We start from the raw sequence: 14417 nt of genomic DNA on the forward strand, positions 1-14417 counted from the left end.
TCTAATCGACCCGGATCAGCCGTTGCGTCGGCTGTGTTTTACAATTTCGATGCTGTGAGTGCGGATCTTCTTGCGTAGCGTGTTGCGGTTCAGGCCCAGCAGGTCCGCGGCCTTGATCTGATTGCCGCCGCAGGCGTTGAGCGCCATGGCGATTAGCGGGGCTTCCACCTTGTCGATCACCCGCTGATAGAGCCCGGCCGGAGGCAGATTGGGCTCGTACTCGCGCAGCAGTTGCCCCACATGGGTTTCCACCGCCATGGAGACGTCGACAGGACCGCTGGGGGCTGACGAGGGGGAGCGATCAATGATGTTCAGTTCGTTCTGGACGATCTCGGCGGAAATATTCTCGTCGACATAAAGGGCGGAAAGCCGGCGAACCAGGTTTTCCAGCTCGCGCACATTGCCGGGCCAGGCATAGTTCTGCATGAGCCGAATGGCTTCGGGCGTGATGGTCTTGGGCGGCTCGCCTTCCCGTTGGGCCGAGCGCAGGAAGTGGGCTGCGAGGTCACCGACATCCTCCACCCGCTCGCGCAACGGCGGCAGCCGAAGCGGCACGACATTGAGGCGATAAAACAAATCCTCGCGGAACAGTCCTTGCCGGATCATCTGGCTGAGGTCGCGGTGAGTGGCGGCGACGATGCGCACATTGGTCTTGATGGCGCTGCGACCACCGACCATCGTGTACTCTCCCTCCTGCAGCACGCGCAGAAGCCGGGTTTGCGCGTCCATCGGCATGTCGCCGATTTCATCGAGAAAGAGCGTGCCCCCTTCGGCCTGCTCGAAGCGGCCAGAAGAGCGCGCATTGGCACCGGTGAACGCCCCTTTTTCATGGCCGAACAATTCGGCCTCAATCAGGTCGCGGGGAATGGCGGCCATGTTGATGGCTACAAACGGGCCATTGCGGCGCTTGCCGAAGTCGTGGAGCGCGCGCGCCACCAGTTCCTTGCCGGTGCCGCTTTCGCCGTTGATCATGACGGTAAGGTCAGTCTGCATCAGCCGGGCAAGAGCGCGATAGATGTCCTGCATCGCGGTGGAGCGGCCCACCAGCGGCATGGTTTCGCCTGGATCTTCCGCCTTGCGTTCGGCGGGTGTGGGCTTTTTGGCATCGGCCAATCCGCGTGCGACAACCGACAGGACTTCGGTGATGTCGAACGGCTTGGGTAGGTATTCGTAGGCACCAACCTCGGAGGCGCGGATTGCCGTCATGAAGGTGTTCTGGGCCGACATCACGATCATGGGCAGGTCCGGCCGGATCTTCTTGATCTTGGGCATGACCTCAAAGGCATTGCCGTCGGGCATGGCCACATCAGTGATGAGGATGTCCCCTTCCCCGCGGCTGACCCAGTTCCACATGGTGGATATATTGCCCGTGGGACGAACCTCGTAGCCCGCACGGGTCAAGGCCTGGTTGAGCACCATGCGAATGGCGGCATCATCATCGGCAAGCAGAACAACGTGACTCATGGAGCCGAAACCTCTTCGGATGGCGCTTGAGAAACGCCACTGGCGACCGGAAGGAGAATGCGGAAGCGCGTGCGGCCGGGGCGGCTCTCGCAATCGATGACACCACCATGATCACCGACGATCTTGGCAACAAGGGCAAGGCCAAGGCCCGAGCCATTGGTCTTGGTGGTCACGAATGGATCAAACAGGAACGGCAGAATATCGGGAGGGACTCCCGGGCCATTGTCTTCGATCACGATCTCGAGTGGCAGCGAGATACGTTCGGAAACGCCGGTGACGCTGATGCGAATGCCGGGGCGAAACGCCGTTGTGAGCCTTATCTCGGGTTTTTGCGTGCGCTCCAGTGCCTCGGAGGCATTCTTGACCAGGTTGATGAACACCTGGATCAGCTGGTCGCGATTGCCGAGCACTGGAGGCAGGGACGGATCGTATTCCTCAGAAAAGGCAATGCCGCGGGCAACACCATTGCGCGCGAGCAGCTTCACCCGATCAAGGATGACGTGAATGTTGATAGCGTCTCGTTCCATCGGCCGCTCGTCGCCAAAGACCTCGACGCGGTCGATCAGGTTGACGATGCGGTCGGTTTCCTCACGGATGAGTCGGGCGAGCGGAATTTCCTCGCTGGCAACGGATTGTTCCAGAAGCTGCGCGGCACCTCGGATCCCTGAAAGCGGGTTCTTGATCTCATGGGCGAGCATGGAGGCCAGGCCGGTGACCGAACGGGCGGCACCGCGCGAAACCATCTGCCGGTCGATCTTGTCGGCCATGGTGCGCTCCTGGATGAGGATCGCGATGCGGCCATCGGTGTCGGAAATCGGGCTGGCAAACACGTCGGCAATGCGCTCGTCACCGAAGCGCGATGAACCCACCCGCACGCGATATTCCGTCATCGGTGCCCGCCGGGTAGCAACGGTATCTACGAGCCCGATAATGGGCGAGCCGAAGGCAATGAGATCATCAAGCTTTTGGCGGCTGAGAACGCTGAGCGAAGCGCCGAAAAACGCCTCGGCGGCGTAATTGACGAAGGTGATCTGGCGGTCTTCCGCGCAGACGATGATGGGCTGTGGCAACGCCTGCAGCACGGCGGTGGACGGGAACTCATCAAGCGTCGCGTTCAAGCGGCAACCCTCCAGTCGGCGGCATAAAGGCGAGAGATCATGCTGAGCACCTCAGGCGGCGACTCACAGTTGAGCAGCGCGGTGCGAGTGGCTTTGTCGAAGGAAAGACCGGCCGCTTCTGCGTACCAGTCGAGGTGCTTGCGTGCGGCGCGAAGGCCAACAGCGGTGCCATATTCAAGCAGGATCGCTTCGTAATGAGCCGCGACGAGTTCGGCCAGCGCAGTGCCCCTCGGTGCCGGAGCGGGCGCTTCGCCAGCAAGCTCGGCGCCGATTTGACCCACAGCCCAGGGGCGGCCTTGGGCCCCCCGGCCCAGCATCACCGCTGCAGCGCCAGACAGGCGCAGCGCCTCGCGCGCCGTGGCGAGATCGATGATGTCGCCATTGACCACAACGGGCACTGAGACGGCCTCAACCACGGCGCGCACGCGCTCCCAGCGGGCCTGGCCCTTGTAGAATTGCTGGCGAGTGCGCCCATGCACCGTGATCATCTGCGCTCCGGCCTCAACTGCACGGCGGGCGATTTCGGGCGCATTGAGGGAGTCGTCGTCCCACCCCAGACGCATTTTCACCGTGACCGGCAGCGGAGTGGCGGTCACAACAGCATCCACCAGGGCAATGGCCTGATCGGGCACCCGCATCAAGGCTGAACCGGAATACCCATTGGTCACCCGCTTGGCGGGACAGCCGAAATTGATGTCGATGATATCGGCGCCAGCCTCATAGGCCGCGCGCGCCCCAGCGGCCATCCACTCCGCTTCGCAGCCGGCCAGCTGTACCATATGCGGCAGGGAGCCGGCGGGCTTGCCAAGCTTGCGCACCATGTCCTGGTGTCCCGTGGTGAGGGCGGCGCTCGCGATCATCTCCGACACCACCATGCCGGCACCGAAGCGCTCGGCAAGGGTGCGGAACGGGCGGTCGGTTATGCCCGCCATCGGGGCCAGCAAGGCATTGTTCGGAAGCTGATGCTTTCCGATGCTCAACGCGCAGGCAAACTTACTCACCAACTGCCCCGGATTTATTCACTTCGTGGGATTTGCCTGCACAATAATCAATTCCACCGAGCACGCAACAGTCAAACGCTGCGCTGAGGGAGAGGCCTGCCTGCACTTGCCGCATGGCTGCAGCGCGGTTAGACCAGCGCGATGTGACGGTTTGTTGTCCCAGGTTCCCTGCTTATGCGTTCTCGATCCATTGCCGTCATCGTTGTTGCTGCGGGGCGCGGCGAACGGGCCGCTGCAGGCGGCGTTTCCGAGCCCAAACAGTATCGTATGCTGGCGGGCGAGGCGGTGCTGTCGCGCACCCTCAAGGCATTTCTGGGGCTGCCCGAAGTTCAATATGTGCTGCCCGTTATTCATGCCGAGCATGCCAATCGCTTTGCGGCTCTAGAATTGCAGCATGAGAATCTATTGCCCCCGGTGTCTGGCGGCGCTACCCGGCAGGCTTCAGTGCTGGAGGGGCTAAAAAGCCTCGCCAAGCTGCGGCCGGACTACGTCTTGATCCAGGACGCTGCTCGCCCACTGGTGGAAGGTGACGTGGTCGCCGGGGTGATCGATGCGCTTGCCGAACTGGAAGGCGCCCTGCCCGCCGTAGGAGTAACGGACACCATCAAGCGCTCGCCGGATGGCGCCCTGGTCACGGCGACCGAGGATCGCTCGACCTTGTTTGCGGCGCAGACCCCACAGGGTTTCCGCTTTCCGCAATTGTTCTCGGCGCATATGCGCGCTTCGATGGTGCGGCGCACCTTCACCGACGATGCCGAGATCGCCGAATGGGCCGGCCTACGGGTAGGGCTGGTGCCGGGCACGCATCGCAATATCAAGATTACCCACCCAAATGATTTCCAGCTAGCCGAGCGCCTGCTGGGAGGAGCTGAGATGATCACAGAAACCCGTGTTGGCACCGGCTTTGACGTGCACCCCTTCGAGCCGGGCGACGCTGTCTGGCTGGGCGGCGTGCGTATTCCGCACACCGCCAAGCTCAAGGGTCACTCCGACGCGGACGTGGCGCTGCATGCCCTTACCGACGCGCTGCTGGGTGCCATAGGCGAAGGGGATATCGGCATTCATTTTCCGCCCAGCGACGACCGATGGAAAGGCGTGAGTTCCGTCGTGTTCCTGCGGCACGCCGGTGACCTCGTGAACAAAGCGGGCGGCCGGATCGTTAATGTCGACGTCACGATAGTTTGCGAGCGGCCGCGGATTGCCGAACATGTTCCCGCCATGCAAGCTGTGATCGGCGAAGCGCTTGGAATTGCGACGACGAGAATCGCGATCAAGGCGACGACGAACGAGCGGCTCGGTTTTATCGGGCGGGAGGAAGGAATGGTCGCCATGGCCAGCGCCAGCATTGAACTGCCGAGGCTCGATTGATGACCCTCAAACCAGAGCCTGGTCGGGCGGAGCGCGTCATCGCGCTGTTGGCTGCTGCTGGCAAGACAATCGTCACCGCCGAAAGCTGTACCGGGGGGATGATCGGGGCGGCCATTACCGATGTTCCCGGCTCATCATCGGCCTTTTACGGCGGCTATGTCACCTACGCGAACGCGGCCAAGTCGCGCATGATCCAGGTGCAGCCCCGCTTGATCCGGGATTATGGCGCAGTGTCCAACCAGGTTGCGCGCGCCATGGCGGACGGCGCGCGCAACACGGCGCGGGCTGACTACGCCCTGTCAGTCACTGGTATTGCCGGTCCGGACGGAGGCAGCGAGAAAAAACCGGTGGGCCTGGTTTATGTAGCGATGTCGTCAGAACTCGCGACCGTCGTGATCGAGCACCGGTTCGGCGATCTGGGTCGCGACGGTATCCGCCGCGCCAGCGTCGATGCAGCGCTCGACTTGGCGCTTCAGGTGCTAGGGGACGTTCAAAGCCCGTAGCGCCGGTCCGCTTCCTCGCCAAAGGCGCGCATGATCTCTTCCTGCTTGGCGGCAAAGGCGGGCTCGGCCACGGCGGCAATGAAGGGATTGGAGATCTTGAAGTCGATCTCGAAGCGCACACGGGTCCCCTCCCCTTCCGGCTCGAAGCGCCAGCGACTGTCGAGATGGCTAAAGGGACCGTCCACCGCCTTGGCATCGATTACCAATGCTTCAGGATCCAGCTTCACCCGGCTCGTATAGGCCTGTGTGATGGGACCAAAGGACAGGGTCATGCGGGCGAGCCGGGTACTCTCGGGTGCGGCCGGGTCGGGCTGCACCACCATGTTACGGCAGTTGGGCACGAAACGCGGATAGTCTTCCAGATCGGCGACGATTTCGAACATGCGTTGGGGCAGATGCGGCACATGCCGCTCAAAAGTACGTTTCATCAATAACCAAGCTTCTGGAGCCGTGCAGTGCGAAGGCGTGCGAAATCTTCGCCCGCATGGTGGGACGAGCGCGTCAGCGGGCTAGAGGACACCAGGGAGAAGCCCTTAGCCGTCGCCACGGTGGCGTAGGACTTGAACTCCTCGGGGGTTACGAACCGCTGCAGCGGATAGTGCTTCTTGGTGGGCTGCAGATACTGGCCGATTGTGAGGAAATCCACATCGGCTGAGCGCAGATCGTCCATCAGCTGGAGCACTTCGTTGCGCTCTTCACCCAGCCCGACCATGATCCCCGACTTGGTGAACATGGTGGGATCGAGCTCCTTGACCTTCTGCAGCAGGCGAATGGAGTGAAAGTAGCGCGCGCCCGGACGCACCTTGAGATATTTGGAGGGCACCGTTTCCAGATTGTGGTTGAACACATCCGGCTTGGCGGCAACCACGATCTCCAATGCCCCGTCCTTGCGCAGGAAATCGGGCGTCAGGATCTCGATCGTGGTGGTTGGATTGCTGGCGCGGATCGCCAGGATCACGTCGGCAAAGTGCCGCGCGCCACCATCGGCCAGATCATCGCGGTCCACCGAAGTGATCACCACATGCTCCAGGCCGAGCTTCTGCACGGCCTTGGCGACATTCTCCGGTTCATTGGGATCAAGCGGCCCCGGCAGGCCTGTGCGCACATTGCAAAAGGCGCAGGCGCGGGTGCAGATCTCGCCCATGATCATCATGGTCGCGTGCTTCTTGCTCCAGCACTCGCCGATGTTGGGGCAGCCCGCTTCCTCGCACACCGTAACGAGATTGTTCTCGCGCACGATCTGCTGGGTTTCCTTGTAGACCGGCGAGCCCGGCGCACGGACGCGGATCCAGTCGGGCTTGCGCAGGACGGCGTTGTCGGGCCGGTGCTCCTTTTCAGGATGGCGGGGCCGGAGGAGCGAATTGTCGATGAGCGTAACCAAGATGAGGTCCTGACTGGCACGGTGTGCCTGCTATATCGCTCCCTTACGGGGCCGGTTCAACCCAGCCTCTCGTTGCATGACGGAGAAGTTCAAACCCTCTCCATCACCTCGGCGATTTCGACCCATGCGCCATCGCGAAATGCCGAAAGGATCGTCGCCTGGACGAGGGCTAGGGAATAAAGGTTGTCCTCGCCCGAACTGAAGCGAGCCGGGACCGACCCGGTCTCGATCACCTTGGCGACCGCAGCTAGGGTTCCCCTGCGGTCGGGGTATTCCACCGGGGCCAGTTCAACCTGCGTGGGCTCAGCATCGCGCTCGCGGGTTTGCAGCCGATCCGGACCCGCCTTGCCCATGAAGTGATCCCGCGAGGTCCACCAGATTTCGCCTTCCGAGCAGTCGATGGTCCATTCCCCGGCCCAGGGCGTGGCCGGACCATTGCTCATCCAGGAGCCCCGATAAGAGACAATCACGCCTTTCTCGAACTCTATTGTCGCAACGCCTGTCGGGTGATGCCCAAAGGGGCTGCCCGCCGGGTTCCAGGTGCGGCAGGACACGCGCTCGGGATTGTCGTTGAGCACCATGCGCATCAGGTCAAAATGGTGGATCGACATATCCGCCAGCAGCGGATCGGGCATGTCCCAATAGCGGTAGCCCTGGGATGGCGCGTGGCGGCGGAAGTCGATTGAGACGAGGTTGATGGGCCCGAACTTTTGCGCGCCGATCATTTCGGCTGCGGCAATGGGGGCCGGCTGGAATCGATAGTTCTGGCTGACCATCAAGATACGGTTGCGCGCTTTGGCGAGCGCCACCAGCTCCTTGGCCTGCGCGATAGTTGAGGCAAAGGGCTTTTCGACGATGACGTTGAAATCGAGCTCAAGAGCCTGCTTGACGACGGGATAATGCGCTTCGGTGCGCAAGGTGGCGATCACCAGATCGGCCTCTACGCTTCGCGCCGCCTCTTCGAGGCTGAGAAAGCACTTGTTCTGGGGGACCCCCAGTTCAGCTTGGACGCGCGCAATCGCCTCCGGATTGGCATCCACATAGGCCACCATCTCGACCGTGGGGACCTGGGGAATAACTTCCTTGGTCCAGTCAAAGCCCCAGAACCCGAGGCCGACCTGAATGGCTTTGACCATCTGGCTTGTTCCCTGTGTTTGTCCGCAGCGCGCTCGGTGCCGGCGCGCCTAGACGTTCAACGCCCGCCCATAGGCATCCAGAACGCTTTCCTTCATCGTCTCGCTCAGCGTAGGGTGCGGGAAGATGGTGTGGATCAGCTCTTCCTCGGTGGTTTCGAGGTTCATGGCGATCACAAAGCCCTGGATCAATTCGGTCACTTCAGCCCCGATCATGTGGGCACCGAGCAACTCGCCGGTCTTGGCGTCGAAGATGGTTTTGACGAGGCCATCGGGTTCGCCCAGCGCAATGGCCTTGCCATTGCCCACGAATGGGAAGCGCCCAACCTTGATCTCGCGGCCGCTTTCCTTGGCCTTGGCTTCGGTGAGACCCACGCTGGCCACCTGCGGCTCGCAATAGGTGCAACCCGGGACCTTTAGCTTTTCCAGTGGATGCGCATGCATACCGGCGATCTTTTCCACGGTGATCACCGCTTCATGCTCGGCTTTGTGCGCCAGCATGGGCGGACCGGCGACATCGCCGATGGCCCAGATACCGTCCACATTGGTCTTGCCGAAGCTATCGATCACGATGGCGCCGCGCTCGGTTTTCACACCAACGGTCTCAAGCCCGATATTCTCGATATTGCACTGCACACCGATGGCCGAGATCAGCTTTTCGCCACGGATCTCCTGCTTTTCGCCGCCCTTGAGCTCGACATGAGCAACAATGCCGTCCGCTGTCTTGTCGACCTTGGCCACCTTGGCTTCGGTCAGGATCTTGATGCCGCGCTTTTCGAGGCGCTTGCGCGCAAGGCCCGAAATTTCGGCATCCTCCACCGGCAAGATCTGCGGCAGCAACTCGATAATCGTCACTTCCGCCCCCATGGAGCGGTAGAAGGATGCAAACTCGACGCCAATCGCGCCCGAGCCCATCACCACCAGCGACTTGGGCATGCTCGCCGGTTTCATGGCTTCGAAATAGGTCCAGATGCGTTCCCCATCTGGCTCGATGCCGGGCAGCACGCGAGGACGCGCGCCGGTGGCGATGATGATGTTCTTGGCCTTGTAGGTGCCCTCGCCCAGCGCGTTCTTGGGCACCGGGCCCTGCGGCTGCACGATCGCCTTCTTGGTCGGCGCAACCCGGATTTCACCCGGTTTGCTGAGGACGGCTTCGCCCCAGATGATGTCGACCTTGTTCTTCTTCATCAGGAACTGCACGCCATTGTTCATCTGCGCGGCAATGGCGCGCGAACGCTTGACGATGGCATCCATGTCAAAGCCGTAGTCATTGGCCTTGAGCCCATAATTGCTGGCATGCTCCATATGGCCATAGACCTCGGCCGTGCGCAGCAGAGCCTTGGTGGGGATGCAGCCCCAGTTGGAACAGATGCCGGCCATGTGCTCGCGCTCGACAATGGCAACTTTCATGCCCAGCTGTGCCCCGCGAATGGCGGCCACATAGCCGCCAGGGCCGGCGCCGATCACGAGTAAGTCGTATTGGTCAGCCATTTTGGCCTCCGAATGGTCGATAGAAGCGGCTCAAAGAGCCAGCATGGATGCGACGACAGGCACAAGGCCCTCGCCGATTGCGCGGGTATTGGCCGCGTCCAAATGAATTCCGTCGAGCGGATCAGGCTTGGCAACGGTGCTGGCGTCAAAAAAGCCGGTGTTCAATTCCTGCGCCCGACGCTGGTAGTGCGCTGCGAACTCGCCGGATTCACGCACCGCATGCTCGATGCCGCCAAAGCTGCGGATCATGTCGGCATTGTCGGTGGCGCAGGCGAGCGGGGGCGCCACCAAAAGGATTTGCGGCACCGGCTCGCCCAGCATGGCGAAGTGGCCACGCGTCAGCTGTACCAGCCGGCGCATACCAAAGGACGCGGTCAGCGCGCTGCCGCACACTGCCGGCTTCAGATCATTGGTGCCCAGCATGATGATCAGGAGATCAAGCGGAGCATGGCTCGCGAGCAGCGTCGGCAGGATGCGGGCGCCATTGCGATCGGCGTCAGCGGTCCAGTCGTCAAAGGCCGTGGTGCGACCACCGAGGCCTTCGGCGATCACCCGCACCTGACCGCCTAGGCCAGCCTCAAGGACGCTGGGCCAGCGGTGCTCAAAGACATGGCGCGGGCCGCCCGTGAGCGGGTTGGCGCCATAGGTCAGGCTGTCACCATAAGCCAGGATGGTTTTCATCGCGCTCACGCCAACATCATCACGGGAGTTTCGATCAGGCCCTTGAACACGCCCAGGAGTTCTGCGCCCAAGGCACCGTCGACGGCCCGGTGATCGCAGGAGAGCGTTACCGTCATGAACTGGCCGGTCTTGACCTGACCCTTTTCGGCATAAACGCGCTCTTCGCCGGCACCAACCGCCAGGATCGTGCCATGGGGCGGGTTGATCACCGCCGCGAAGTGCTTGATGCCGTACATGCCCATATTGGACACCGAAGTGGCGCCGCCCTGATACTCATGCGGGGCGAGCTTCTTGTTGCGGGCTCGCGTCGCGAGATCCTTGACCTCTTCGGAGATCTGACGGAGCGACTTGGTGTCGGCTGACTTAACGACTGGCGTGAACAGCCCGCCGGGCACCGCCACGGCGACCGCAACGTCCGAGCGCTTGTGATAGAGAATGGAGTCGCCCGCCCAGGTGGCGTTTGCCGCTGGCACGCGCTGCAGGGCCAAGGCCCAAGCCTTCATCACGAAGTCATTGACAGAAAGCTTGAACTCGGGCTTGCCGTCCTTTGATTTTGGCGCACCGGCATTGATCTGCTCGCGCGCTTCCATCAGCGCGTCGATCCGGCAATCAAGCGTCAGGTAGAAGTGCGGAATGGTCTGCTTGGACTCGGTGAGGCGCTGGGCCACCACCTTGCGCATGCCGTCGTTCGGCACGATCTCGTAGCTGCCTTCCTCGTACATGGCCATGACCTGGCTCTTGCTGAGGCCTGCGGGAGCGGCGGCGCCAGCGGTCGATGCCGGTGCTGCAGCGGCGGCCGGAGCCGTCTTGGGCTGAGTTTTGCCGGAGCGAAGCGCTTCGATATCGGCCTTGATCACGCGGCCCTTGGGGCCGGAGCCCGCAACGGTCGCCAGATCAATGCCGCTTTCACGCGCCAGGCGCCGGGCAAGCGGCGACGCGAACACCTTACCATTGCCGTTGTTGGCCGAGGGTGCCGCTGTTGCTGGCGCCGGCGCCTGCGGCTGAGCGTCCACCGGTGCCGACGAAGTCGTCGAGGTGCCCTTGTCATACATCAGCGTGCCGGCATCGCCCTTGGCCGGCCCCTCGGCAGCAGGTGGTGCTTCCGCTTTCGGCGGTGCAGCAGGAGCGGGAGCGGATGTAGCATCGGCGCTTTCGCCTTCCTGCAGCAGCACGGCGATAACGGCATTGACCTTCACGCCGTCGGTGCCTTCGGCCACAAGGATCTTGCCGATCTTGCCCTCGTCCACGGCCTCCACTTCCATGGTGGCCTTGTCGGTCTCGATTTCGGCGATCACGTCACCGGAGGAAACGGTGTCGCCTTCCTTGACGTGCCATTTGGCAAGCTTGCCCTCTTCCATCGTGGGAGAGAGCGCCGGCATGGTGATATCGATCGGCATCGGAACTCTCCTTAGGAGCGGTAGGTCACGGCATTAACAGCCGCGATCACTTCATCGACATTGGGCAGCGCCAGCTTCTCGAGATTGGCGGCATAAGGCATCGGCACGTCCTTGCCCGTCACGCGCACCACCGGCGCATCAAGGTAGTCGAAGGCCTGTTCCATCACCCGCGCCGACAACTCGGCACCAATGCCGCCCTGCGGCCAGCCTTCTTCCACCGTCACCAGGCGACCAGTCTTTTTGACCGATTCAATGACGGTGTCGCTATCCATCGGGCGCAGCGTACGCAGGTCGATCAGTTCCACATCAACGCCAGCGGCGACCAGCTTCTCGGTTGCCTGCGTGGCGTAGCGCATGCCCATGGAGAAGGACACGATGGTCACGTCAGCACCCTTGCGGGCGATGCGGGCCTTGCCGATGGGCAGCAGGAAATCGTCCATCTTGGGCACAAGGCCGCTCGAGCCGTACAGAATCTCGTTCTCGAGGAAGATCACGGGATTGGGCGAGCGGATGGCCGATTTCAGCAGACCTTTGGCATCGGCGGCACTATAGGGCGCCACGACGGTCAGGCCCGGAACATGGCTGTACCATGCCGAAAAGTCCTGGCTGTGTTGGGCACCGACACGCGCTGCCGGACCATTGGGGCCACGGAACACCATGGGAGCGGTCACCTGTCCGCCCGACATATAAAGCTGCTTGGCGGCGGAGTTGATGATCTGGTCAATCGCCTGCATGGCGAAGTTGAAGGTCATGAACTCGACAATCGGCTTGAGGCCGGCGAAAGCGGCGCCGACTGCCAGCCCAGCAAACCCGTGCTCGGTGATCGGCGTGTCAACGACGCGCTCGGGACCGAACTCTTCGAGCAGGTTCTGGGTGATTTTGTAGGCACCCTGGTACTGGGCGACTTCCTCGCCAATGATGAAGACGTCCTTGTCGCGCCGCAGCTCCTCGGCCATGGCCTCGTTGAGTGCCTGGCGGACCGTCATCTCAACCATCTCAACGCCTTCAGGCAGGTCGGGATCGCTCTGAGCGGCAAACTTGGGTGCTTCGGCAGCGCCTGGTGCTTTGGCTTCAGCCGGAACCGAGGTGGTCTCGGCAACGGGTGACTGGCCCTGAGGATCGGACGATGAAGCCTGGGCAGCGTTTTCCTTGGCTTCGCCAAGTTCTTCGTCTTCGCCTAGCACCAGGGCAATGGGCGTGTTGACCTTAACGCCTTCAGTGCCTTCCTCGATCATCAGCGACTGAACGGTGCCGCTATCAACAGCTTCCACTTCCATGGTCGCCTTGTCGGTCTCGATTTCGGCCAGAACGTCGCCGGGCGAGACTTTGTCGCCGACCTTCACGAGCCACTTGGAAAGCTTGCCTTCTTCCATGGTCGGAGAAAGTGCAGGCATGAGAATTTGAGGCATTTAGCTCTCCAGCGAAAGCGCAGCGGGCCCAATGGCCGGCAGGCTGGCAAGGGAAAAAGACAGGGCAGCTATTCCGGTGGGGACAGCGCGTGTGTTTGCCGCCCAACCACTCAGCATCAAGCCCAGAACAACAAAGACCAAAAAGGCAATCACGGCACGCTTATACACCCGCAGATGCGGCAGGGCTCGGGCCCCGCCACGCACTTCCAGCGCACTAAACTTCCACCATCCGAAGGGGAACAGTGACGCCAGCCCGGGCTGGGCGGCGAGCCGCACCATTGCCATTGCCTGCACCACTGCAACGATCAGTGTCAGCAGCGCAAACAAGGCAACAACGCCCAGAAGGATGCTCATTCGAGCCTCAGGCCGAAACGGTGACGTCGGTCCAGAGCTCGGCGGCATCCGGCTCGGGATCATTGGTCGCAAAATCGGCGGCCTCGCTGACGATGGCGCGAATTTCGCTCTCCAGCGTCTTGAGCGTTTCTTCCGTTGCCAAGCCGCCTTCCAGCAGGCGAGCACGGACCTGCTCGATGGGATCACGCTCCTGGCGGTACTTGGTGACCTCGTCCTTGCTGCGGTACTTCGCGGGATCCGACATCGAGTGGCCGCGATAGCGGTAGGTCAGCATTTCGAGGATGTAGGGCCCCTTCCCCGAGCGGGCATGCTCGATGGCGCGCTTGGCTGCATCGTAAACCAGCCGCACATCCATGCCATCCACCTGCTCGCCGGGGATGTCGAAGCTCAGGCCGCGCTTGGAAAGGTTCGTGGTGGCGGCAGCCCGTTCAAGCGAGGTGCCCATTGCGTATTTGTTGTTCTCGATGATGAACACCACCGGCAGGTTCCAGAGCTTGGCCATATTGAAGCTCTCATAGACCTGACCCTGATTGGCGGCGCCGTCGCCGAAATAGGCAAGGCTCACCGAATTATCGCCCCGGTACTTGGCAGCAAATGCCAGGCCAGCACCCAGTGACACCTGGGCGCCCACAATCCCGTTGCCACCGTAAAAGCGGTGCTCGTTGGAGAACATGTGCATCGAGCCGCCCTTGCCCTTAGACAAGCCCCCGCGGCGCCCGGTGAGCTCGGCCATGACACCCTTAGGGTCCAGCCCCATGACCAGCATGTGGCCGTGATCACGATAGCCGGTGATCTGCGCGTCCTTGCCCTTTTCGCTGGCCATGGTTACGCCGGTGACGACCGCTTCTTGGCCGATGTAAAGGTGGCAGAAGCCGCCGATCAGGCCCATGCCATACATCTGGCCGGCCTTTTCCTCAAAACGCCGGATCAACAGCATCTCGCGAAAGGCCTCGAGCTCCTGTTCTGCGCTGAACTGGGGAACATTGGATTGCGTCGTTGCCATGCCGGCTACACCCTTACGCGCCATATCAAGCGCTCCGCTATGAGGGGAAAAACACGCTTGGCCAAGTTGGCCACAGAACCGCAAGTTAACGCAAGCGGCCACGCTACGGCAAGC

14 protein-coding genes are annotated in these 14417 nt (G+C 62.0%); 2 read left to right on the forward strand and 12 right to left on the reverse strand.

Annotated elements, in window-relative coordinates; all coding sequences use genetic code 11:
* Positions 1-15: 15 nt before the first annotated feature.
* Genes ntrC through dusB form a run of 3 tightly spaced genes read right to left on the reverse strand, consistent with a single transcriptional unit; the run spans position 16 to position 3562 of the window.
* The gene (gene ntrC / locus AC3YMN_RS18270; RefSeq protein WP_127753139.1) at positions 16-1464 is read right to left on the reverse strand and encodes a nitrogen regulation protein NR(I); all 1449 of its coding nucleotides are present in this window, start codon (positions 1462-1464) and stop codon (positions 16-18) included.
* Positions 1461-2582: a two-component system sensor histidine kinase NtrB gene (locus tag AC3YMN_RS18275; RefSeq protein WP_127753140.1), complete on the reverse strand. Its 1122-nt coding sequence runs from the start codon at positions 2580-2582 to the stop codon at positions 1461-1463. The genes ntrC and AC3YMN_RS18275 overlap by 4 nt, the downstream gene beginning before the upstream one ends.
* Entirely contained in the window at positions 2579-3562 is a 984-nt protein-coding gene (gene dusB, locus AC3YMN_RS18280; RefSeq protein ID WP_489891212.1) for a tRNA dihydrouridine synthase DusB, read from the reverse strand. Before dusB ends, AC3YMN_RS18275 begins: the two co-directional genes overlap by 4 nt.
* Positions 3563-3757: 195 nt before the next feature.
* Here dusB and AC3YMN_RS18285 point away from each other — a divergent pair, with 195 nt between their 5' ends.
* Entirely contained in the window at positions 3758-4951 is a 1194-nt protein-coding gene (locus AC3YMN_RS18285) for a bifunctional 2-C-methyl-D-erythritol 4-phosphate cytidylyltransferase/2-C-methyl-D-erythritol 2,4-cyclodiphosphate synthase (protein WP_489891134.1), read from the forward strand.
* Positions 4951-5454, forward strand: a complete 504-nt coding sequence (locus AC3YMN_RS18290) for a CinA family protein (protein WP_489891135.1) — start codon at positions 4951-4953, stop codon at positions 5452-5454. Before AC3YMN_RS18285 ends, AC3YMN_RS18290 begins: the two co-directional genes overlap by 1 nt.
* Here AC3YMN_RS18290 and AC3YMN_RS18295 read toward each other — a convergent pair.
* The 9 genes from AC3YMN_RS18295 to pdhA all read right to left on the reverse strand — a co-directional run bounded on the left by AC3YMN_RS18295 (position 5442) and on the right by pdhA (position 14303).
* Positions 5442-5882, reverse strand: a complete 441-nt coding sequence (locus tag AC3YMN_RS18295) for a type II toxin-antitoxin system RatA family toxin (protein ID WP_127753144.1) — start codon at positions 5880-5882, stop codon at positions 5442-5444. The genes AC3YMN_RS18290 and AC3YMN_RS18295 overlap by 13 nt on opposite strands.
* A complete protein-coding gene (lipA, locus tag AC3YMN_RS18300; protein ID WP_489891136.1) occupies positions 5882-6835 on the reverse strand; it encodes a lipoyl synthase in 954 nt (317 codons plus the stop codon). The genes AC3YMN_RS18295 and lipA overlap by 1 nt, the downstream gene beginning before the upstream one ends.
* An 89-nt stretch (positions 6836-6924) precedes the next feature.
* Complete coding sequence (locus tag AC3YMN_RS18305; RefSeq protein ID WP_489891137.1) at positions 6925-7971, reverse strand: Gfo/Idh/MocA family protein; 1047 nt, start codon at positions 7969-7971, stop codon at positions 6925-6927.
* Between the two features lie 48 nt (positions 7972-8019).
* Complete coding sequence (lpdA, locus tag AC3YMN_RS18310) at positions 8020-9459, reverse strand: dihydrolipoyl dehydrogenase (RefSeq protein ID WP_489891138.1); 1440 nt, start codon at positions 9457-9459, stop codon at positions 8020-8022.
* Between the two features lie 30 nt (positions 9460-9489).
* On the reverse strand, positions 9490-10140 hold the full coding sequence (locus AC3YMN_RS18315) for an SGNH/GDSL hydrolase family protein (protein WP_489891213.1): 651 nt from the start codon (positions 10138-10140) through the stop codon (positions 9490-9492).
* A 5-nt stretch (positions 10141-10145) separates the two neighbouring features.
* The gene (locus AC3YMN_RS18320) at positions 10146-11537 is read right to left on the reverse strand and encodes a pyruvate dehydrogenase complex dihydrolipoamide acetyltransferase (protein ID WP_489891139.1); all 1392 of its coding nucleotides are present in this window, start codon (positions 11535-11537) and stop codon (positions 10146-10148) included.
* Between the two features lie 11 nt (positions 11538-11548).
* Positions 11549-12946: a pyruvate dehydrogenase complex E1 component subunit beta gene (locus AC3YMN_RS18325; RefSeq protein WP_489891140.1), complete on the reverse strand. Its 1398-nt coding sequence runs from the start codon at positions 12944-12946 to the stop codon at positions 11549-11551.
* On the reverse strand, positions 12947-13300 hold the full coding sequence (locus AC3YMN_RS18330; protein WP_489891141.1) for a hypothetical protein: 354 nt from the start codon (positions 13298-13300) through the stop codon (positions 12947-12949).
* Between the two features lie 7 nt (positions 13301-13307).
* Entirely contained in the window at positions 13308-14303 is a 996-nt protein-coding gene (pdhA, locus tag AC3YMN_RS18335; RefSeq protein ID WP_248305332.1) for a pyruvate dehydrogenase (acetyl-transferring) E1 component subunit alpha, read from the reverse strand.
* Positions 14304-14417 lie beyond the last annotated feature (114 nt).

It is taken from the genome of Devosia sp. Z11_6 (assembly GCF_058133665.1).

Coding starts and splice junctions, on each gene's coding strand:
- AC3YMN_RS18305 (WP_489891137.1), bottom strand. CDS start 7,971: ATGGTCAAAGCCATTCAGGTCGGCCTCGGGTTCTGGGGCTTTGACTGG.
- AC3YMN_RS18325 (WP_489891140.1), bottom strand. CDS start 12,946: ATGCCTCAAATTCTCATGCCTGCACTTTCTCCGACCATGGAAGAAGGC.
- pdhA (WP_248305332.1), bottom strand. CDS start 14,303: ATGGCAACGACGCAATCCAATGTTCCCCAGTTCAGCGCAGAACAGGAG.
- AC3YMN_RS18320 (WP_489891139.1), bottom strand. CDS start 11,537: ATGCCGATCGATATCACCATGCCGGCGCTCTCTCCCACGATGGAAGAG.
- ntrC (WP_127753139.1), bottom strand. CDS start 1,464: ATGAGTCACGTTGTTCTGCTTGCCGATGATGATGCCGCCATTCGCATG.
- AC3YMN_RS18290 (WP_489891135.1), top strand. CDS start 4,951: ATGACCCTCAAACCAGAGCCTGGTCGGGCGGAGCGCGTCATCGCGCTG.
- AC3YMN_RS18295 (WP_127753144.1), bottom strand. CDS start 5,882: ATGAAACGTACTTTTGAGCGGCATGTGCCGCATCTGCCCCAACGCATG.
- lpdA (WP_489891138.1), bottom strand. CDS start 9,459: ATGGCTGACCAATACGACTTACTCGTGATCGGCGCCGGCCCTGGCGGC.
- AC3YMN_RS18330 (WP_489891141.1), bottom strand. CDS start 13,300: ATGAGCATCCTTCTGGGCGTTGTTGCCTTGTTTGCGCTGCTGACACTG.
- AC3YMN_RS18315 (WP_489891213.1), bottom strand. CDS start 10,140: ATGAAAACCATCCTGGCTTATGGTGACAGCCTGACCTATGGCGCCAAC.
- AC3YMN_RS18285 (WP_489891134.1), top strand. CDS start 3,758: ATGCGTTCTCGATCCATTGCCGTCATCGTTGTTGCTGCGGGGCGCGGC.